The sequence below is a fragment of the Streptomyces griseiscabiei genome (genome assembly GCF_020010925.1).
GTDB classification, from domain to species: domain Bacteria; phylum Actinomycetota; class Actinomycetes; order Streptomycetales; family Streptomycetaceae; genus Streptomyces; species Streptomyces griseiscabiei.
The window spans coordinates 3,444,604-3,463,661 of record NZ_JAGJBZ010000001.1 but is presented as its reverse complement, the minus strand read 5'-3'; the positions used below and the strand labels follow the sequence as shown (position 1 = coordinate 3,463,661).

General features: G+C 71.1%; 16 protein-coding genes. 5 read left to right on the top strand and 11 right to left on the bottom strand.

Going from position 1 to position 19,058, the window contains the following annotated elements; translation table 11 throughout:
• The 3 genes from J8M51_RS15115 to J8M51_RS15105 are packed head-to-tail and all read right to left on the bottom strand — an operon-like array spanning position 1 to position 3,482.
• Positions 1-1,413, bottom strand: coding sequence for a class I adenylate-forming enzyme family protein (locus J8M51_RS15115; RefSeq protein WP_086761223.1), 1,413 nt, complete (start codon positions 1,411-1,413; stop codon positions 1-3).
• 6 nt (positions 1,414-1,419) lie between these two features.
• Entirely contained in the window at positions 1,420-2,631 is a 1,212-nt protein-coding gene (locus tag J8M51_RS15110) for a 3-dehydroquinate synthase II family protein (protein ID WP_086761225.1), read from the bottom strand.
• The gene (locus J8M51_RS15105; protein ID WP_267299211.1) at positions 2,628-3,482 is read right to left on the bottom strand and encodes a class I fructose-bisphosphate aldolase family protein; all 855 of its coding nucleotides are present in this window, start codon (positions 3,480-3,482) and stop codon (positions 2,628-2,630) included. The genes J8M51_RS15110 and J8M51_RS15105 overlap by 4 nt, the downstream gene beginning before the upstream one ends.
• A 476-nt stretch (positions 3,483-3,958) precedes the next feature.
• Between J8M51_RS15105 and J8M51_RS15100 the strand changes: the two genes are divergently transcribed.
• Complete coding sequence (locus J8M51_RS15100) at positions 3,959-5,347, top strand: MFS transporter (protein ID WP_086758904.1); 1,389 nt, start codon at positions 3,959-3,961, stop codon at positions 5,345-5,347.
• 138 nt (positions 5,348-5,485) lie between these two features.
• Here J8M51_RS15100 and pgl read toward each other — a convergent pair whose 3' ends face one another.
• From pgl to tkt, 5 genes are read right to left on the bottom strand one after another with little or no spacing between them, the layout of a single operon-like run.
• On the bottom strand, positions 5,486-6,268 hold the full coding sequence (pgl, locus tag J8M51_RS15095; RefSeq protein ID WP_086758906.1) for a 6-phosphogluconolactonase: 783 nt from the start codon (positions 6,266-6,268) through the stop codon (positions 5,486-5,488).
• Positions 6,265-7,548, bottom strand: coding sequence for a glucose-6-phosphate dehydrogenase assembly protein OpcA (gene opcA / locus J8M51_RS15090; RefSeq protein ID WP_086758907.1), 1,284 nt, complete (start codon positions 7,546-7,548; stop codon positions 6,265-6,267). The genes pgl and opcA overlap by 4 nt, the downstream gene beginning before the upstream one ends.
• On the bottom strand, positions 7,545-9,077 hold the full coding sequence (gene zwf, locus J8M51_RS15085) for a glucose-6-phosphate dehydrogenase (RefSeq protein ID WP_398856328.1): 1,533 nt from the start codon (positions 9,075-9,077) through the stop codon (positions 7,545-7,547). Before zwf ends, opcA begins: the two co-directional genes overlap by 4 nt.
• Entirely contained in the window at positions 9,074-10,192 is a 1,119-nt protein-coding gene (tal, locus tag J8M51_RS15080; protein WP_086758910.1) for a transaldolase, read from the bottom strand. The genes zwf and tal overlap by 4 nt, the downstream gene beginning before the upstream one ends.
• Positions 10,193-10,233: 41 nt before the next feature.
• Positions 10,234-12,321 (bottom strand): transketolase, encoded by a 2,088-nt coding sequence (gene tkt, locus J8M51_RS15075; RefSeq protein WP_086758912.1) that lies wholly within the window; start codon positions 12,319-12,321, stop codon positions 10,234-10,236.
• 374 nt (positions 12,322-12,695) lie between these two features.
• Here tkt and J8M51_RS15070 point away from each other — a divergent pair, with 374 nt between their 5' ends.
• From J8M51_RS15070 to J8M51_RS15055, 4 genes are all read left to right on the top strand, one after another.
• The gene (locus J8M51_RS15070; protein ID WP_086758929.1) at positions 12,696-13,652 is read left to right on the top strand and encodes a heme o synthase; all 957 of its coding nucleotides are present in this window, start codon (positions 12,696-12,698) and stop codon (positions 13,650-13,652) included.
• A gap of 151 nt (positions 13,653-13,803) precedes the next feature.
• The gene (locus tag J8M51_RS15065) at positions 13,804-14,166 is read left to right on the top strand and encodes a hypothetical protein (RefSeq protein ID WP_086758913.1); all 363 of its coding nucleotides are present in this window, start codon (positions 13,804-13,806) and stop codon (positions 14,164-14,166) included.
• A 57-nt stretch (positions 14,167-14,223) separates the two neighbouring features.
• A complete protein-coding gene (locus J8M51_RS15060; protein WP_086758915.1) occupies positions 14,224-15,330 on the top strand; it encodes an amidohydrolase family protein in 1,107 nt (368 codons plus the stop codon).
• Positions 15,331-15,348: 18 nt separating this feature from the next.
• The gene (locus J8M51_RS15055) at positions 15,349-16,116 is read left to right on the top strand and encodes a nucleotidyltransferase domain-containing protein (RefSeq protein ID WP_086758917.1); all 768 of its coding nucleotides are present in this window, start codon (positions 15,349-15,351) and stop codon (positions 16,114-16,116) included.
• A gap of 1 nt (position 16,117) precedes the next feature.
• On the opposite strand, the gene J8M51_RS15050 is transcribed toward J8M51_RS15055, so the two are convergent.
• The 3 genes from J8M51_RS15050 to J8M51_RS15040 form a co-directional block, all read right to left on the bottom strand.
• Positions 16,118-17,128, bottom strand: a complete 1,011-nt coding sequence (locus tag J8M51_RS15050) for a COX15/CtaA family protein (protein ID WP_086758919.1) — start codon at positions 17,126-17,128, stop codon at positions 16,118-16,120.
• Positions 17,129-17,198: 70 nt separating this feature from the next.
• Entirely contained in the window at positions 17,199-18,002 is an 804-nt protein-coding gene (locus J8M51_RS15045; protein WP_086758921.1) for an ABC transporter permease, read from the bottom strand.
• Positions 17,999-18,922, bottom strand: coding sequence for an ABC transporter ATP-binding protein (locus J8M51_RS15040; protein WP_086758923.1), 924 nt, complete (start codon positions 18,920-18,922; stop codon positions 17,999-18,001). The genes J8M51_RS15045 and J8M51_RS15040 overlap by 4 nt, the downstream gene beginning before the upstream one ends.
• Positions 18,923-19,058 lie beyond the last annotated feature (136 nt).

The window sequence follows — 19,058 nt, the reverse complement described above, 5'->3', positions numbered from 1 at the left end:
TCACCCGGCGCAGCGTTCGCGCAGCGTCGCCGCCTGGCGGACCAGCTTTCCGTTGGACGTGCGGGGCAGGGCCTCCAGCAGCCGGATCACGCGCGGCAGCTTGTAGTCGGCCAGCCGCTCCCGGCACCAGCGCAGCAGCTCCTCCGGCGACGGGCTCGCGGCCCCGGCGGCGACCGCCACGTAGGCCTCGGTGACGTCCTCGTGGACCAGGACCGCCTGTTCGACGGCCGGGTGCGCGCGCAGGACCCGCTCGACCTCGGTGAGGTCGACCTTGAGGCCGCCGATGACGACGAGGGAGTCGGCACGGCCGCCCACGGTGACCGCGCCGTCCGCGCCGATCACGGCCCGGTCGCGGGTACGCAGCCAGCCGTCCTCGTACTGGGTGCCGCCGGAGTCGAAGAGATACGGCGACTCGGCGAGCGCGACGTCCAGTTCGCCCTTGTGCTCCCGGACCAGCACCCCCGGCGCGGGCCGCCCGACCGAGGGCCGGAGCGTGCCGCCGGCGTCGATGGCGACGATGCCGGTCTCGGTGGTGCCGTAGGCCTCGCCGACCGGCACGCCGTACCGCTCGGCGAACCGCGCGGCGACCTCGGGCGGCATCAGCTCGCCGCCGGACACGGCGGTCCGCAGCTCGGGCAGCCCGGGCGGGTCGAGGGCGGCGCCGAGCAGCTCGAAGTGCATCGGCACCCCGAACAGATGCGTGATCCGGTGGTCGACGGAGGTCCGCAGGATGTCGCGGGCGGAAACGCGGGGCGCGAAGACGACGGACACCCCGGCGGCCAGCGCGTGCAGCAGGCCGCCGAGCAGCCCGAAGCTGTGCGCGGTGGAGCTGAGCAGCAGCAGCCGGTCGCCCTCGGCGGGCATCCCGGGCACGGCCGCGAACGACTCGACCTCGGCGGCGATCGACTCCGGGGTCCTGCCGATCACCTTCGGCCGCCCGGTGGACCCCGAGCTGAACTGGACCAGCCGATGCCCGCCGGCGGCCGGCCGCCCGGCCCTGCGGCACTCGGTGGCGACCTCGTACTCGGGCCGGAAACCGAACGCCGCCCGGACGTTGGACCCGGCCCGGACCATGAACTGCGGCCGGCAGCCGGCGCAGAGCGTGTCCACCTCGGCGGGCTTCAGCCGGAAGTCGAACAGCATCACCTGCGCGCCCAGCCGCCACAGCGCGAGCAGCACCTCGACCTGGGTGAAACTGGGCGGCGTCTGGAGCCCGACCGTGCTGCCGGGCCCGATGGCGTACCCGGCGAACACGGCGGCCTGCTTCGCCACCCGCTCCCGTAACTCCCCGCGGGTGACGGTCTCCTGCCGATGCGTCAGATACGGCAGGCCGTCGTCCCGTGCGTCGAACAGCCGCTGGACCAGGGCGCGCATCCCGTCCTCGCCCGCCGCGGCCGCCACGAGTGCGCCCATGAGGTCTCAGACCTCCTTGCAGAACTCGCCGATGGGCAGGCCCACATGGCGCTTGTCCTGCGCCAGATAGCCGAGCAGCTCGTCCCCGGTCCGCAGCTCGGTGACGTTGAGGACCTTCCCGCCCGGTCCGAGGACGCGCACATGCCAGTCGTCCTGCACGGTCAGGCTGACCAGCCGCCCGTCCTCCGCGTGGGTGCGGATCTCCAGCAGCGGCCGGGACTCCAGCTTGGCCCGCCCGACCACCACCCGCCGGGTACGGCCGTCCGCGCCGACCGCCAGCAGGGCACTGCCGGAGCCGACCTCGCTGAGGTAGTTGGTGCGGTTGTCGGGGCCCAGCGTGTACGAGTGCAGGGCACCGGCGTTGACCCGGAACGGCCGGGTCGGCATGTACGGCAGCGGGTGCGTCTCGCTGCAGCAGAGCACGAAACCGGAGGAGTACGAGCCGACGAGGATGCCCTCGTCCTCCTCGAAGTGCGAACAGGTGTCCACGCAGACCCGGTCGCCGAGCCCGACGTGCCGGATGCTCTCCACGGTCAGCGTGGACAGCTCCAGCTGCGGGGTGGTCGCCTCCAGCAGCCGGGCCAGCGCGAACACGTCGTCCGCGCTCCGGGGCGTGAACAGGATGCCGTCCGAACCGCGTTCGAGGACGTCGAAGACGATGGCCGCCTCCTCCAGGTCCCCGACCACCGTCACCAGCTTCCCCTCCGCCGACTCGGCCGCCGCGAGCACGATCTCCAGCGGGATCTTCGTCGGATCGGCGAAGTGGATCACCGTGTACGGCAGCGCCATCGCGCCCACGCAGGACAGCTGGAGGGTGCGGTCGTCCCGTACGTCGACGAAGCCGGCGACGGGTGTACGGGGCGCGGGTGCGCCGGTGGTGACCCGGTTCGCGGCGGCGAGGGCGTCCAGCTCGTCCTGGGTGGTGAACCTGCGCAGCAGGAGGTCGAATCCGGTGCCGGCCGGGGTCCTGCCCTCGGGCTTGGCGTCGGCGGCTCTGGCCTCCTTGTCACCCTTGTCGGCCTTCTCGGCGGACTTCTTCGGGGGAGCGTCGGCCGGGGCTCCGCCGGCCAGCACCCGGGTCACCGTCGGCGGCAGCGTCGCCAGCAGTTCGGCGTCGGCGGAGACCACCCCGGCCATCCGGGCGTGGACGGCCGCGTCCACCACCGCCTGGAGCTGCGGACGGGGGACTTCACGGAGGTCGATCCACGCGAATCTCATGCGACACCTGCCACGATCGTCGAGTAATGGGGGTGGGAAGGGAGGAGGGCCGACTCTTCAGTCATGCCCATGTCATTGGTGTGGCCGCCGTCGCCGTGCCCGTGCACCACCGCGGCGAGCCGGGACACCAGGGCGGCGGGGGAGGGCGAGGAGAAGACCCGGCGGCCGACGGCGAGCCCCCGGCAGCCGGCGGCCATCACCGCGGTGCCGTACTCGATCAGGTCGGAGCCGTCCGGGGGCCCGCCGGCCGCGAGGACGGGGATGGGGCTGTGGGCCACCACCTCGGCCATCCGGTCGAGCGGCAGGGCCACGGTCGTCTTCACCATGTCGGCGCCCAGATCGGCGGCGACGTTCACGATGTGCGCCAGCAGGGCGGGGTCGTGCGGGTTGTCGATGCGGGGGCCGCGCGGATAGACCATCGCGATCAGCGGCATGCCCCAGGTGTCACAGGAGCGGGCCACCGCGCCCAGGTCGGCGAGCTGCCGCCCCTCGGTGTCCGAGCCGATGTTCACATGGACGCTGACCGCGTCCGCGCCGAGTGCCACCGCCTCCTCGACATCACCGACCAGTACCTTGGCGTCGACATCGGCGGAACAGGCCGTGCTGGCGCTCAGGTGCACCACCAGCGCGCAGTTCCCGAGGATGTCCGGGGCGAGGGTGCGGGCGCGCCCTTTGTGGACGATGATTCCGTCGGCGCCGCCGGCCACCAGTTCTCTCAACAAGTCGTCCCACTGGCCCGGAGGGGCGACCGGACCGTCCGAAACGCTGTGGTCGAGCGGTATGAGCAAATGCCGGTCGTCGCCGGCCGGAGAAAGTCTTCTCCAACGTAATGGCTTGCCAGTTTTCAGCATGGGAAAAGCCTTCCGCTCCATGTCCGAAAAACGATGGTCGTAGAACTTTCAAGTTCGGCCCGGACGTCAGCATTCCGTGCGTGATCGTGAGTTGGCAAGGCGTGACTGGCGGCAAATTTTTATGCGGCGTTCCACATGAATATTGACAGTGACTTGACAGGATTCCCTGGGTTGACTGTGGCTGTGAGTGGTGTTCGTGCATATTCGACCGACCTGTCCGCACGCATAGCGGGATCACATGGGATCACCTGGGATCACATGCTTTAAATGTCGCTGTCGCGTGTAATCGGCGCCCGCTCTTCCGTCGAAAAAATTCGACGACGTTTTCCGGCGGTCTTTTTCCGAGGCTTCCTTGTGGGAGTCGAATTTCCCGGCCTAGGGTGACAGCCGCACTCCGGTTCGTGTTTCATGCGTGGCCGTCCCCCATCTGGGCCCGGACCATTCGTGGCCGGGCGTACCGGAAGTGAGCCCCCCTCATGCCCGAATCCCCTTCCCCGACCGTCGCCGAGGCCGTGGACCCAGGACCGACCCCGTTATCGTCCACGTCGCCGGCCGGGCCGAGCGCGCCCAGGGTCGCCGTCGCGAGCCTCGTCGGCACGACCATCGAGTACTACGACTTCGCCGTCTACGGCACGGCCTCCGCACTCGTGCTCGGACCCGCGTTCTTCCCCTCGGGCAACGCGACTGTCTCCTCGCTCGCCGCGTTCCTCACCTTCGCCGCGGCCTTCCTCTCCCGTCCCCTCGGCGTCGTGCTCTTCGGCACGATCGGCGACCGGCTGGGCCGCCGGCACGCCCTGGTCGCGTCCCTGCTGCTCATGGGCCTCGCGACGGTCGGCGTCGGGCTGCTCCCGACCTACGAGACCGCCGGACTCCTCGCCCCCGTCCTGCTGGTGACCCTCCGTCTGCTGCAGGGTGTCAGCATGGGCGGCGAGTGGGGCGGCGCGGTCCTGCTGGCCGCCGAGCACGCCCCGCCCGGCCGCCGCGCGCTGTACGCCGCCGTCCCGAACGTCGGTCCCTCGCTCGGCTTCCTGCTCTCCACCGCGGTCATCCTCCCCACGCTCCACATCGTCGGCCGCGACGGGTTCACCGAGTGGGCCTGGCGGGTGCCGTTCCTGCTCAGCGCGGTGCTCGTGGTGATCGGGCTGTGGGTGCGGGCGACGGTGTCGGAGTCACCGCTGTTCAAGGGCGCATCCCCGGCGCCCTCCGCACCCTCCGCCTCTCCGTCCGTCTCCCCGTCCTCGTCGCCGGTGTCGCGCTTTCCGCTCGGAACGCTTCTCGCGCGGTACCCCGGGCGGCTGCTGCTCGGTACCGGGGCGGCGATCGGTGGCTCGGCGGTCTACTACCTGACGATCGTCTACAGCCTGTCCTACGGGCCGAAGTCGCTCGGCATCCCGCAGAACACGATGCTCACGGCGGCGAGTGTCGGGGCGGCGGCCGGGATCGCGATCACCCTGCCCGTGGCGCGGCTGGCCGATCGGGTCGGGCGGCGTCCGCTGATGCTGGCGGGAGCGTCCGGGTGTGTCGTGTGGGCCGTTCCCATGTACGGGTCGCTGAGCACGGGCAACGGGTTCGTCATCACCGGTGCGTACACGGTGGGGCTCATGCTGCTGGCGCTGATGTTCTCGCCGGTGGCCGCGTTCCTGGCGGAGCTGTTCCCGGCGAGACTGCGCTACACCGGGGCCTCGGCGGCGTTCATTCTGGCCAACACCTTGGGGGGCGGGTTCGCCCCGCTCGTCGCGACGTGGCTGCACAGCCAGTGGTCGTCGCCGCTGGTGCTCGGGTTCTACACGGGTGGGTTGTGTCTGGTGAGCCTGGTGTGTCTGCTGGCGCTGCCGGAGACCCGTGAGGACGACTTCGCGGTGTGAGGCAGGGCTTCACAGCGCGGGTCCGGTGGGGGCTGGTCGCGCAGTTCCCCGCGGCACGGGGCACAGCCCCTGCTTTTCAGGGGCGCGGGGAACTGCGCGAGAAGTCCCTACCGGACCCGCACCTGACCGACAACCCCGTCAGGGCGAAGCCGGCGGATACAGCGAGCGCGGCAGCCGCGAGGCCGCCGCCGCGTCCAGCAGCCACAACGTACGGGCCCGCCCACGCGCCCCGGCCGCGGGTGCCTGGATCTCACCCGCACCGGACAACGCGATGGCAGCGGCCCCCGCCTTGTCCTCCCCGGCAGCCAGCAGCCACACCTCACGCGCCGCACGGATCGCCGGCAGCGTCAGCGTGACGCGGGTCGGCGGCGGCTTCGGCGCCCCGCGCACCCCCACGACCGTCCGCTCGGTCTCCCGGACGGCCGGCAACTCGGGGAACAGCGACGCCACATGGGTGTCCGGCCCGACCCCCAGCATCAGCACGTCGAACGTCGGGACCGAACCGTGGTTCTCCGGCCCCGCCGCCCGCGCCAGCTCCTCCGCGTAGGCCGTGGCCGCCGCGTCCACATCGGTACCCCACGGCCCGTCCGACGCCGGCATGGCGTGCACCCGCTTCGGATCCACCGGCACCGAGTCGAGCAGCGCCTCGCGGGCCTGGGTGACATTGCGCTCCGGATCGCCCTCGGGCAGGAACCGCTCGTCACCCCACCACAGGTCGAGCCGGGCCCAGTCGACGGCGTCCCGGGCGGGCGCCGCCGCCAGCGCGGCGAGCAGCCCGTTGCCGTTGCGGCCACCGGTGAGGACCACCGAGGCGTAGCCGCGCGAGGCCTGCGCGTCCACCACCTTGGTGATCAGCCGGGCAGCCGCGGCCTGCGCCATCAGCTCCTTGTCGCGGTGCACGACCAGCTGCGGAGTGCTCATGGAGCCGTCGCCTTCTTCACGGGCGGCATCTGCGCCGGAGTCGGCCGCTCGGAGTCGTCGTCACCGGCCGGTCCCGAGGAACCGACCGACCCAGAGGAACCGACCGACCCCGTCGAGCCCGACGGAACGGCCGGCGGCAGGGCCGGAGCGGCAGCGGCCCGCGCCGCGGAAACGGCCGACGAGACGGCCTCCCTCAGCCCGCCACCGGAACCAGGAACGGAACCGGAACCGGAAGTGGAACCAGGAACGGAAGCGGAGCCAGGAACGGAAGCGGACCCGGTGACGGAGCCGGACCCGGAAGCCGCCGAAGCCCCGGCCGCAGCCGAAGTCGCCGCCGACAGCGCGCTCCCCGCCGAACCGCCCAGCCGATCCACCCCGAACCGCAGCGCCGAGGCGTACGTGTCGTCCGGGTCGAGCCGACGCAGCTCCTCCGCCAGCAGCTCGGACGTCTCGCGGCGCTTCAGCGCGACCGCGCGGTCCGGCTGGTCCTCCAGCGTGAGCAGGGCGAGGCCGCCGTTGGGCCGGTACAGCCGGATGGGACCCGTGCTGGTCAGCATCCGCACCTCGTTGAGGCCGGGCCCGGCCGACACCCCACGCCGTACATGGACGTGGAGCCGGTCCGCCAGCCACATCGCCAGCAGTTCCACGCTCGGGTTGTACTGCTCGCCCTGCACCTCCGCGGAGATGACCTCGCAGTCGACCTGGTCGAGCGCGGCGGCCAGCATCGAACGCCACGGGGTGATCCGGGTCCAGGCCAGGTCCGTGTCGCCGGGCTCGTAGTTGTCGGCGCGGGTGCGCAGCTCGTCGATGGGCTTCTCGGCGGCGTAGCTGTCGGTGACCCGGCGCTGCCCGAGCGCGCCCAGCGGGTCGCGGGCCGGGTCGAGCGGCGCGTTCACCGGCCACCACACCACGACCGGCGCGTCGGGGAGCAGCAGCGGCAGCACCACCGACTGGGCGTGGTCCGCGACCTCGCCGTACAGCCGCAGCACGACCGTGTCACCGGTGCCCGCGTCCGCGCCCACCCGTACCTCGGCGTCGAGGCGGGACTTCGTACGGTCGCGGGGGGAGCGGGAGACCCGCTTGATGACCACGATCGTGCGCGAGGGGTGCTCGCGGGAGGCGTCGTTGGCGGACTTGAGCGCGTCGTACGCGTTCTCCTCGTCCGTGACGATGACCAGCGTGAGCACCATGCCGACCGCCGGGGTGCCTATCTCCCGGCGGGCCTTCACCAGCGCCTTGTTGATCTTGCTGGCCGTGGTGTCCGTGAGGTCTGTCTTCATGGCCGGCGCCAGCTCCGTCCGTCTCGTTCGAGCATCTCGTCCGCCTCGACGGGACCCCACGTGCCCGCCTGGTACTGCGCGGGCCTGCCGCTCTTGTCCCAGTACTCCTCGATCGGGTCGAGGATCTTCCAGGACAGCTCGACCTCCTCGGTGCGCGGGAAGAGGTTGGAGTCGCCGAGCAGGACGTCGAGGATGAGGCGTTCGTACGCCTCGGGGGACGACTCGGTGAAGGACTCGCCGTAGGCGAAGTCCATGGACACGTCCCGGATCTCCATCGAGGTGCCGGGGACCTTCGAACCGAAGCGGACCGTGACACCCTCGTCCGGCTGGACGCGGATGACGATCGCGTTCTGGCCCAGTTCCTCGGTGGCGGTGGAGTCGAAGGGGGAGTGCGGGGCACGCTGGAAGACGACCGCGATCTCGGTGACCCGGCGGCCCAGGCGCTTGCCCGTCCGCAGATAGAAGGGGACGCCCGCCCAGCGGCGGTTGTCGACCTCGACCTTGATCGCCGCGTAGGTGTCGGTCTTCGACCTGCGGTCGATACCGTCCTCTTCGAGGTAGCCGATGACCTTCTCGCCGCCCTGCCAGCCGGCCGCGTACTGCGCGAACACGGTGTCCCGGCCCAGGTCCTTCGGCAGCTTCACCGCGCCGAGCACCTTGGTCTTCTCGGCCGCGAGGGCGTCCGCGTCGAAGGAGGCGGGCTCCTCCATGGCCGTCAGCGCCATCAGCTGGAGCAGGTGGTTCTGGATGACGTCACGGGCCGCGCCGATGCCGTCGTAGTAGCCGGCCCGGCCGCCGATGCCGATGTCCTCGGCCATCGTGATCTGGACGTGGTCGACGAAGGACCGGTTCCAGATCGGCTCGAACATCGTGTTGGCGAAGCGGAGCGCCAGGATGTTCTGGACGGTCTCCTTGCCGAGGTAGTGGTCGATCCGGAAGACCTGGTCCGGGGCGAAGACCTCTTCCACGGTCGTGTTGAGGTCCTCGGCCGACGCCAGGTCGTGGCCGAACGGCTTCTCGATGACCGCGCGCCGCCAGGAGCCACCGCTCTGGTCCGCGAGCCCGTGCTTCTTCAGCTGCTGGATGACCACCGGGAAGGCCGACGGCGGCACCGACAGATAGAAGGCGAAGTTGCCGCCCGTGCCCTGCGCCTTGTCCAGCTCCTCGATCGTGTCGCGCAGCCGCTCGAAGGACTCGTCGTCGTCGAAGGTGCCCTGGACGAACCGCATGCCCTGGATGAGCTGCTGCCAGACCTCCTCGCGGAAGGGCGTGCGCGCGTGCTCCTTGACCGCGTCGTGCACCTCCTGCGCGAAGTCCTCGTTCGCCCACTCCCGGCGTGCGAAGCCGACGAGCGAGAAGCCCGGCGGCAGCAGTCCGCGGTTGGCGAGGTCGTACACGGCAGGCATCAGCTTTTTACGTGACAAATCGCCTGTGACGCCGAAGATGACCAGGCCCGACGGCCCCGCGATACGCGGGAGCCGTCGGTCCGCGGCGTCACGCAGCGGATTGCTGCTCGACAAGGTGTTCAGCCCTCCGAGGGTGCGAGGCGCCGAAGCTCCGCCTCGGTCGACTTGAGCAGGTCGTTCCAGGACGCCTCGAACTTCTCGACGCCCTCGTCCTCCAGCAGCTGTACGACCTCGTCGTACGAGATGCCGAGCTTCTCCACCGCGTCCAGCTCGGCACGCGACTGCTCGTACGTGCCCGCGATCGCGTTGCCCCGGATCTCACCGCTCGCCGCGGTGGCCTCCAGCGTGGCCTCCGGCATGGTGTTCACCGTGTTGGGCGCGACCAGCTCGTCGACGTACAGCGTGCTCTTGTACGCCGGGTCCTTGACGCCGGTCGAGGCCCACAGCGGACGCTGCTTGTTGGCGCCCGCGCTCTCCAGGGCGGCCCAGCGGCCGTCGGAGAAGACCTCCTCGTACGCCTGGTACGCGAGGCGCGCGTTGGCGACACCGGCCTTGCCGCGGGCGGCCTTGGCCTCGTCGGTGCCGAGGGCGTCGATGCGCTTGTCGATCTCGGTGTCCACGCGGGACACGAAGAAGGACGCCACCGAGTGGATCTTCGAGAGGTCCAGGCCGCGCTCCTTGGCCTTCTCCAGACCGGCCAGGTAGGCGTCCATGACCGCGCGGTAGCGCTCCAGGGAGAAGATCAGCGTGACGTTGACGCTGATGCCGAGACCGATGGTCTCGGTGATCGCGGGCAGGCCCGCTCGCGTCGCCGGGATCTTGATCAGGGTGTTCGGACGGTCCACCAGCCACGCCAGCTGCTTGGCCTCGGCGACCGTGGCCTTGGTGTTGTGCGCCAGACGCGGGTCGACCTCGATGGAGACCCGGCCGTCCTGGCCGCCCGTCGCGTCGAAGACCGGGCGCAGGATGTCGGCGGCGTCACGCACGTCCGCCGTCGTGATCATGCGGATGGCCTCTTCGACGGTGACCTTGCGGGCGGCGAGGTCGGAGACCTGCTGCTCGTAGCCGTCACCGCTGCTGATCGCCTTCTGGAAGATCGACGGGTTGGTGGTGACGCCCACGACGTGCTGCTGGTCGAGGAGCTCGGCGAGGTTGCCGGACGTGATGCGCTTGCGCGACAGGTCGTCCAGCCAGATCGCGACGCCCTCCTCGGAGAGGCGCTTGAGTGCGTCTGTCATGGATTACATCTCCTACGTGTGTATGTAAGCGTCTGTGAGCGTCAGCGCCGAGCGGCGGCCAGGGATTCCTGCGCCGTCGCGGCCACGTTCTCGGCGGTGAAGCCGAACTCGCGGAAGAGGACCTTGCCGTCGGCCGAAGCGCCGAAGTGCTCCAGCGAGACGATGCGGCCGGCGTCCCCGACGTACTTGTGCCAGGTGAGCCCGATCCCGGCCTCGACCGCGACACGCGCCTTGACGGACGGCGGCAGAACGCTGTCCCGGTACCCCTGGTCCTGCTCCTCGAACCACTCCACGGACGGCATGGACACGACGCGGGTGGGCACCCCGTCGGCCTCCAGCCGCTCCCGGGCCTCGACGGCGACATGCACCTCGGAACCGGTGGCGATGAGCACGACCTCCGGCGTACCGCCCGACGCCTCGAAGAGCACGTAACCACCCTTGGCGGCACCCTCGTTGGCCTCGTACGTCGGCACACCCTGGCGGGTCAGCGCGAGGCCGTGCGGGGCGCCCTTGCCGAACTCCTTGGTGTAGCGCTTGAGGATCTCGCGCCAGGCGATCGCCGTCTCGTTGGCGTCGGCCGGGCGGACCACGTTCAGACCCGGGATCGCCCGCAGCGCGGCCAGGTGCTCGACCGGCTGGTGCGTCGGGCCGTCCTCGCCGAGACCGATGGAGTCGTGCGTCCACACGTATGTCACCGGCAGGTGCATCAGCGCGGACAGGCGCACGGCGTTGCGCATGTAGTCGGAGAACACGAGGAACGTGCCGCCGAAGATACGGGTGTTGCCGTGCAGCGCGATGCCGTTCATCTCCGCGGCCATGGCGTGCTCGCGGATACCGAAGTGGATCGTGCGGCCGTAGGGGTTCGCCTCCGGCAGCGGGTTGTCCGCCGGGAGGAAGGACGACGTCTTGTCGATCGTCGTGTTGTTCGAACCGGCGAGGTCGGCGGAGCCGCCCCACAGCTCGGGGAGCACCGCGCCGAGCGCCTGGAGCACCTTGCCGGACGCGGCACGCGTCGCGACACCCTTGCCCGTCTCGAACTCCGGCAGGTGCGACTCCCAGCCCTCGGGCAGCTCGCCCGCGCTGATCCGGTCGAACTCGGCGGCCCGCTCGGCGTTGCCGTCGCGCCACTCCTGGAACTGCTTCTCCCAGACGGCACGGGCCTCACGGCCGCGCTCGCCGAGGGCACGGGTGTGCGCGATGACCTCGTCGGAGACCTCGAAGTCCTTCTCCGGGTCGAAGCCGAGGACGCGCTTGGTGGCGGCGACCTCGTCCGCGCCGAGCGCCGAGCCGTGCGCGGCCTCGGTGTTCTGCGCGTTCGGGGCGGGCCAGGCGATGATCGAACGCATCGCGATGAACGACGGCCGGTCGGTGACCGCCTTCGCCGCCTCGATCGCCGCGTACAGCGCGGCCGGGTCGAGGTCGCCGTTCTCCTTCGGCTCCACCCGCTGCACATGCCAGCCGTACGCCTCGTACCGCTTCGCGGTGTCCTCGGAGACGGCCGTCTCGGTGTCGCCCTCGATGGAGATGTGGTTGTCGTCCCACAGCAGCACGAGGTTGCCGAGCTTCTGGTGACCGGCGAGCGAGGACGCCTCGGCGGAGATGCCCTCCTGGAGGCAGCCGTCACCGGCGATCACGAAGATGTGGTGGTCGAACGGGGACTCGCCGACAGCGGTCTGCGGGTCGAACAGACCGCGCTCGTAGCGCGCGGCCATCGCCATGCCCACGGCGTTGGCGACACCCTGGCCGAGCGGCCCGGTCGTCGTCTCGACGCCCTTGGTGTGCCCGTACTCGGGGTGGCCCGGGGTCTTCGAACCCCAGGTGCGGAAGGACTCCAGGTCCGCCAGCTCCAGGCCGAAACCACCCAGGTACAGCTGGATGTAGAGGGTCAAGGAGGAGTGGCCGGCGGACAGGACGAACCTGTCACGGCCCACCCAGTCGGGGTCGGCGGGGTCGTGGCGCATCACCTTCTGGAAGAGGGTGTACGCGGCGGGCGCGAGGCTCATCGCCGTACCCGGATGGCCGTTGCCGACCTTCTGTACGGCGTCGGCTGCCAGGACTCGGGCGGTGTCGACGGCGCGCTGGTCCGATTCGGTCCACGCGAGGTCTGTAGTGGTCGGCTTGGTGCTCACCCTGGGTCAGGGCTCCTCTCCACATGTCTCGTGCCGGTGTTCTTCACGGCACCGGCCGTTGTCGAGCCTACCCCCGTAGGAACGCGCGTTTTTTCGAGTCATTCCAGACTGCCGGGACAGGGTCCGGTCCGCCTCCCGACCGGTGTTCCGCATGCTGAGACCTGGGGGTTCCGCTGTTCGACATCTGAATACGGAGCCGCTCATCCGACTGCTCAACGGAAGTGTGTCCGGCTCGCCGGGAGGTGCCCGCCAACACGACCCCACCCCCTTGAAAGGCTGGCTCTGGGCAACGTCTACAGTGGCGTGGTACGCGCGAGCCGTTACGGGGAGTTCACAACCGGAGGCTTGCTGAGGAGTCTCTGTCAGGGGTGTGCGTGACGGCCGTCGAATCCCGTCCACCGGGAGTGCTTGGCGCGAGCAGCACGAGCAGCAGCCGGGGTCAGCGGCCGATCGGGGCCCGAGTCAAGGCGTTCGTGGCGCTCACGAAGCCTCGGATCATCGAACTGCTGCTGATCACCACCGTTCCGGTGATGTTCCTGGCCGAGCAGGGTGTCCCGGACCTCTGGCTGGTCCTCGCCACCTGTATCGGCGGCTACCTCTCGGCGGGCGGCGCCAACGCGCTCAACATGTACATCGACCGCGACATCGACGCGCTCATGGAGCGCACCTCGCAGCGTCCGCTGGTCACCGGCATGGTCACCCCGCGTGAGGGCCTCGTCTTCGGCCTCGCCCTCGCCGCCGTCTCCACCGCCTGGTTCGGTCTCCTGGTCAACTGGCTGTCCGCCTGGCTGTCGCTCGGGGCGCTCCTCTTCTACGTCGTCGTCTACACGATGATCCTCAAACGGCGTACGTCCCAGAACATCGTCTGGGGCGGGATCGCCGGCTGTATGCCGGTCCTCATCGGCTGGTCCGCGGTGACGAACTCGATGTCGTGGGCCGCGGTCATCCTCTTCCTCGTCATCTTCTTCTGGACCCCGCCGCACTACTGGCCCCTGTCCATGAAGGTGAAGGACGACTACGCCCGCGTCGGCGTCCCGATGCTCCCGGTGGTCGCCTCCAACAAGGTGGTCGCCCGGCAGATCGTCCTCTACAGCTGGGTCATGGTCGCCGTCTCCCTGATGCTGACCCCGCTCGGCTACACCGGCTGGTTCTACACCTCGGTCGCCCTGGTGACCGGCGGCTGGTGGCTCTGGGAGGCCCACGCCCTCCAGAACCGCGCGAAGAACGGCGCGACCGGCGGCAAGCTCAAGGAAATGCGCCTGTTCCACTGGTCGATCACCTACGTCTCCCTGCTCTTCGTGGCGGTGGCGGTGGACCCCTTCCTGCGCTGAGGGCCCGTGCCCCGAAAGGGGCGCGGGGAACTGCGCGAGCAACCACGACGCACGTGCACGCACCCACTCGCCCGCGACGCACAACGGCGAGTGGTGAAGCCCACTCGGGCCACCGTCGCCGCCCGCCCTACCCATCGGTAGCATCCTGACCATGGCAGACACCAAGCAGGCAGACGAGGCCAAGGAAGCCAAGGCCGCCGCGAAGGCCGACCGCAGGGCGGCCAGGCTGGCGAAGCAGATCGGCGCCTTCGCCAAGGCCCACGGCGGCGCCGAGGCCCAGGTCGCCTACATCGGCGAGCAGGGCGCCCGCATCGTCCTCGTCGGTGAGGACGGCGGCTGGGGCGACCTGGTGGCACCCTCGTACGCGATCGCCGAGGCGGCCGTCGCCAAGGCCGGCGTCACCGTCCACGAGGACTTCGACGGCGAGTTCGCCGCCAAGGTCACCACCGGCCCGTACGAGTGGACACGGATGGCGGGAATCCAGGTCGGCGGCCCGAGCAACAGCAACACCTGAGCCCGGCTCACCCGTTAGGACCTGTGGGAGTTCACAGGTCCAGCCCCGGGGAGCCCGATGATCGAGACGCCGTCCCTCGTGGACCAGTACTGCCACGGCGTACTGCGCACGGAGCTGGGCCTCGGTACCTTCGAGGCCCACCTCGCCCGCAGCGAGGGCCCGCCCGCGCCCGGCACCACCTTCTTCGACACCCAGACGGGCTTCGCCGTACGCCGCTGGTGCCCGCCCCTGCTGGGCCTGGAACCGCACTGCCCGCCGGCCCGCTATCTGGCCCGGCGCCGCGAACTGGGCGTACTGGAGGCGGGCCGCAGACTCCTGCGCGGCAGCGGCATCACCACCTACCTCGTGGACACCGGCCTGCCGGGCGACCTCACCGGGCCCGGTGAGATGGCCGCCGCCTCGGGCGCGGCCACCCATGAGATCGTCCGCCTCGAACTCCTCGCGGAACAGGTCGCCGACACCTCCGGCACCGTCGAGTCGTTCCTGGCCAATCTCGCCGAGTCGATGCACGCGGCCGCCGAGAACGCCGTCGCCTTCGCCTCGGTCGCCGGCGTACGGCACGGCCTGGCGTTCGCGCCGGAGCCGCCCGGACCCGGGGAGGTGCGGGGCGCGGTGGGCCGCTGGCTCGCACACCGGCCGGTCGGCGGCGCGCTCACCGACCCGGTCCTGCTGCGCCATCTGCTGTGGATCGCCGTCGCCTCCGGCCGCCCCCTCCAACTCCACGCCGGTCTCGGCGAACCGGGCCTGCGCATCGACGCCACCGACCCCGTCCTGCTCACCGACTTCGCCCGCGCCACGGCCGGGCTCGGCACCGACCTGATCCTGCTCCACGGCTACCCCTACCACCGCCACGCCGCCCACCTCGCCGGTGTCTTCCCGCACGTCTACGCCGACCTGGGCGCCGAACTGGTCCGCACCGGCGCCCGCGCCACCGCCGTACTCGCCGAGGTCCTCGAACTCGCCCCCTTCGGCAAGCTCCTCTTCTCCAGCGGCGGCCACGGCCTGCCCGAGCTGCACGTGGTCGGCGCCCGGCTGTTCCGCGAGGCGCTGGCCCGGGTGCTGGGCACCTGGGTGGCCGAGGGCGCCTGGTCCCTGACGGACGCCCAGCGCGTGGCGGGGCTGATCGCGGCGGGGAACGCCCGGCGGGTGTACGGGCTGGAGTGAGCCGGAGAGACTGACCGCATGACACGCAGCGACGCGACCGCCCTCTTACCCGGCGAGGCCGCCGCCACCGCGGCCCTGCTCGAACGCTTCCTCGACGAACTGGGGGAACCCGCCCCGCTCGCCGTCTGGGCCCACGGTTCCCTGGGCGGCGGCGACTACCAGGAGGGCCGCAGCGACCTGGACCTGATCGCCGTGCTGGACGGTCCGGTCACCACCCGCACGGTCTGGCGGGCGGGCCGGCTGCACGCCCGGCTGCGCCACGAACCGCTCGCGCCCCTCCTGCACTGCACCTATCTCACGGCCGGGACCACGGCCGGCGCCGAGCGCAGACACCTGACCTGGGCGCACGGGCAGCTCTTCCGCCGGACGGTCACCCCGGTCACCCGGCGCGAACTGCACACCTTCGGTCTCGTCCTGCACGGCGAGCCGCCCAAGGCGCTGCTGCCGCCGGTCTCCGACATCGAGCTGGACGCCTTCGTGGTCCGCGACCAGAAGGAGTTCTGGCGCCCGGTGGTCGACCGGGCCCACCTGTGGGAGCGGGACGTCTGGGTCGACCTCGGTCTGCTCACCTTCGCCCGCGCCACCGCCACCCTGCGCGACGGCCGGCTGATCACCAAGCGCGAGGCCCTGGACCTGTTGCCCACACTGGGCGCCCCGGCCGAGGTCGTCGAGGACGTCCGGCGGCGCCGGTACGGCGAACGGGCCGAGGCGGTGCCGTACCGGGGTGAGCTGACCCGGCTGTTCCTGGGCCCCGCGATCGACGGCCTCGTGGCGGCCTACGGCTGACTCAGCCGCGCGCGGCGACCGGGGTCTGCGCCGCCGGAGCGGGCGGATCGACCTCGTCGGCCGGTCGTTCGCGCAGCGCCAGCAGCACCCGGAGGGTGGCGATCCACACCAGGCACGAGCCGAACATATGGGCGCCGACCAGGATCTCGGGGAGGTCGGTGAAGTACTGCACGTACCCGATCGCACCCTGGGCCAGCAGCACCAGGAACAGATCGCGGGTGCGGTTCAGCGGGTCGCGCGGGGCGTCGACCGCCTTCAGGACGAACCACAGGGCGAAGGTCAGCGTCACCACGATCCAGGCCAGGACGGCGTGCAGCTTGGTGACGTTCTCCCAGTTCAACGGGATGCGCTCGACCTCGCTGGAGTCACCGGCGTGCGGACCGGCGCCGGTGACGACCGTGCCCACGGCGATCAGCAGCAGGGTGACGCCCACCAGCACCCACACCAGCTGCCGGACGGCCTTGCCGACCAGCGGACGCGGCGAAGTGTCGCCCTCGCCGGTGCGGTGCCACATCACGGCGGCGACCGCGATCAGCGCGGTGGAGAGCATGAAGTGGGCGGCCACCGTGTACGGGTTGAGGCCCACCAGGACGACGATGCCGCCGAGCACCGCGTTGCTCATGACCACCCAGAACTGCGTCCAGCCCAGCCGGGTGAGGCTGCGCCGGTACGGCTTCTGGGAGCGTGCGGCGACGATGGCCCAGCCGACCGCCGCGCACAGCACGTACGTCAGCATGCGGTTGCCGAACTCGATGGCGCCGTGCACACCCATCGCACGGGTCGCGGTGAGCGAGTCGTCGGTGCACTTGGGCCAGGTCGGGCAGCCGAGGCCCGACCCGGTGAGCCGTACGGCACCGCCGGTCACCACGATGACCACCGCCATGACAAGGGCGGCGAGGGCCGCCCGCCGGACCGTCCGGGGGTCCGGGGTCCAGCGTTCGGCGATGAAGGCGAGCGGGTTGCGCGCGGCGGAGACGAGGTCGTCACGGGTCGGTTTCGGCACGCGCACCATCGTAGGCCCGCCGCTTGTGCACGTATTCACGAGGGGGGACGATTCCGGCCGTCCCGCCCGCGACCTGCGGTTATTCCCAGCGGAAGAAGCGGGCCGCCGCGCCCAGCCCGAGGACCGCCCACCCGGCGAGAACGCCGAGGTCGCCCCACGGCATGCCCGCGCCGTGCTGGAGGACGTCCCGCAGCCCGTCCGACAGCGCCGAGATCGGCAGCAGTCCGAGCACGCTCTGCGCCGCGTCGGGGAACTTGTCCAGCGGGACGACGACCCCACCGCCGACGAGCAGCAGCAGGAAGACCAGATTGGCCGCCGCGAGCGTGGCCTCCGCCTTCAGCGTGCCCGCCATCAGCAGTCCGAGACCCGAGAAGGCCGCTGTTCCGGCGATCAGCAGGAGCAGCACGGCGAAGGGGTTGCCGTGCGGGTTCCAGCCCATCGCGAAGGCGATCACCGTGACCAGGACGACCTGGAGGATCTCCGTGACCAGCACGGACAGCGTCTTCGCGGTCATCAGGCCCCAGCGGGGGAGCGGCGAGACCGCGAGCCGCTTGAGCACGCCGTAGCGGCGCTCGAAGCCGGTGGCGATCGCCTGGCCGGTGAACGCCGTCGACATCACGGCCAGCGCGAGGATGCCGGGGGCCAGGAAGTCGACCGCCTTCCCCTCGCCCGTGTCGACGATGTCGACCGAGCCGAACAGCACCAGCAGCAGCGTCGGGATGACGACCGTCAGCAGCAGCTGCTCGCCGTTGCGCAGCAGCATCCTGGTCTCCAGGGCCGTCTGCGCCCCGATCATGCGGGACAGGGGTGCGGCCCCGGGCCTCGGCGCGTACGCCCCCGTGCTCGTGTCCGTGCCGGTGCCCGTACTCGTGCTCGCGCTCATGAACGCAGCTCCTTGCCCGTCAGTTCGAGGAACACGTCTTCGAGAGTGTGCCGTTCCACCGAGATCCGGTCCGGCATCACCCCGTGCTGGGCGCACCAGGAGGTGACGGTCGCGAGGAGCTGCGGGTCGATCTTGCCGGTCACCCGGTACACACCCGGCGTCAGCTCGGCGGCGGTGGAGTCCGCCGGGAGGGCCTTCAGCAGGGAGCTGACGTCGAGGGCCGGGCGGCCGGTGAAGCGCAGGGTGTTCTCGGCGCCGCCGCGGCACAGGTCCTCGGGCGTGCCCTGGGCGACGACCCGGCCCGCGTCGATGATCGCGACATCGTCCGCGAGCTGTTCGGCCTCGTCCATGTAGTGCGTGGTGAGGATGACCGAGACACCGTCCGAGCGCAGGTCGCGCACCAGTTCCCAGGTGGCCCGGCGGGCCTGCGGGTCGAGGCCGGCGGTCGGCTCGTCGAGGAAGACCAGCTCGGGGCGGCCGACCACGGCCATCGCCAGGGCGAGCCGCTGCTGCTGGCCGCCGGAGAGCCGCCGGTACGTCGTACGGCCGCAGCCGCCGAGACCCAGGCGCTCGATCAGGGCGTCCACGTCGAGCGGGTGGGCGTGCAGCCTGGCCACATGGCGGAGCATCTCGTCGGCGCGGGCGCCGGAGTAGACGCCGCCGGACTGGAGCATCACACCTATCCGGGGGCGCAGCGCGGCGCTCTCGCGGACCGGGTCGAGGCCGAGCACGGACACCGAGCCGGAGTCCGGTCGGCGGTAGCCCTCGCAGGTCTCGATCGTGGTGGTCTTGCCCGCCCCGTTGGGGCCGAGCACGGCGGTGACGCCCGCTCCCGCCGTGAGGTCGAGTCCGTCCACCGCGCTCTTGTCGCCGTAGCGTTTCACCAGGGACCGGACCTGGACCACGGGGTCACTTCGCATGCGCCCGAGTCTAGGTACGCGGCCGGGTGCCGAGTCGGGCGGGTCCGGAGATCTCCTCCGCACGGGGACGGCGTGACGGAAGCGGGCGCTCGGCGTGCGGGACCGCGGGGCGCGCCCCTGTCAGTGCCGGTGGGAG

Bases quoted from the DNA above. Each gene is read 5' to 3' on its own strand.
- opcA (WP_086758907.1), bottom strand. From the start codon at position 7,548: ATGAAGACAGACCTCACGGACACCACGGCCAGCAAGATCAACAAGGCG.
- J8M51_RS15045 (WP_086758921.1), bottom strand. From the start codon at position 18,002: ATGAGCGCGAGCACGAGTACGGGCACCGGCACGGACACGAGCACGGGG.
- tal (WP_086758910.1), bottom strand. From the start codon at position 10,192: ATGACAGACGCACTCAAGCGCCTCTCCGAGGAGGGCGTCGCGATCTGG.
- J8M51_RS15050 (WP_086758919.1), bottom strand. From the start codon at position 17,128: ATGGTGCGCGTGCCGAAACCGACCCGTGACGACCTCGTCTCCGCCGCG.
- J8M51_RS15065 (WP_086758913.1), top strand. From the start codon at position 13,804: ATGGCAGACACCAAGCAGGCAGACGAGGCCAAGGAAGCCAAGGCCGCC.
- J8M51_RS15115 (WP_086761223.1), bottom strand. From the start codon at position 1,413: ATGGGCGCACTCGTGGCGGCCGCGGCGGGCGAGGACGGGATGCGCGCC.
- J8M51_RS15105 (WP_267299211.1), bottom strand. From the start codon at position 3,482: ATGCTGAAAACTGGCAAGCCATTACGTTGGAGAAGACTTTCTCCGGCC.
- J8M51_RS15060 (WP_086758915.1), top strand. From the start codon at position 14,224: ATGATCGAGACGCCGTCCCTCGTGGACCAGTACTGCCACGGCGTACTG.
- J8M51_RS15055 (WP_086758917.1), top strand. From the start codon at position 15,349: ATGACACGCAGCGACGCGACCGCCCTCTTACCCGGCGAGGCCGCCGCC.
- J8M51_RS15100 (WP_086758904.1), top strand. From the start codon at position 3,959: ATGCCCGAATCCCCTTCCCCGACCGTCGCCGAGGCCGTGGACCCAGGA.
- J8M51_RS15110 (WP_086761225.1), bottom strand. From the start codon at position 2,631: ATGAGATTCGCGTGGATCGACCTCCGTGAAGTCCCCCGTCCGCAGCTC.
- J8M51_RS15040 (WP_086758923.1), bottom strand. From the start codon at position 18,922: ATGCGAAGTGACCCCGTGGTCCAGGTCCGGTCCCTGGTGAAACGCTAC.
- pgl (WP_086758906.1), bottom strand. From the start codon at position 6,268: ATGAGCACTCCGCAGCTGGTCGTGCACCGCGACAAGGAGCTGATGGCG.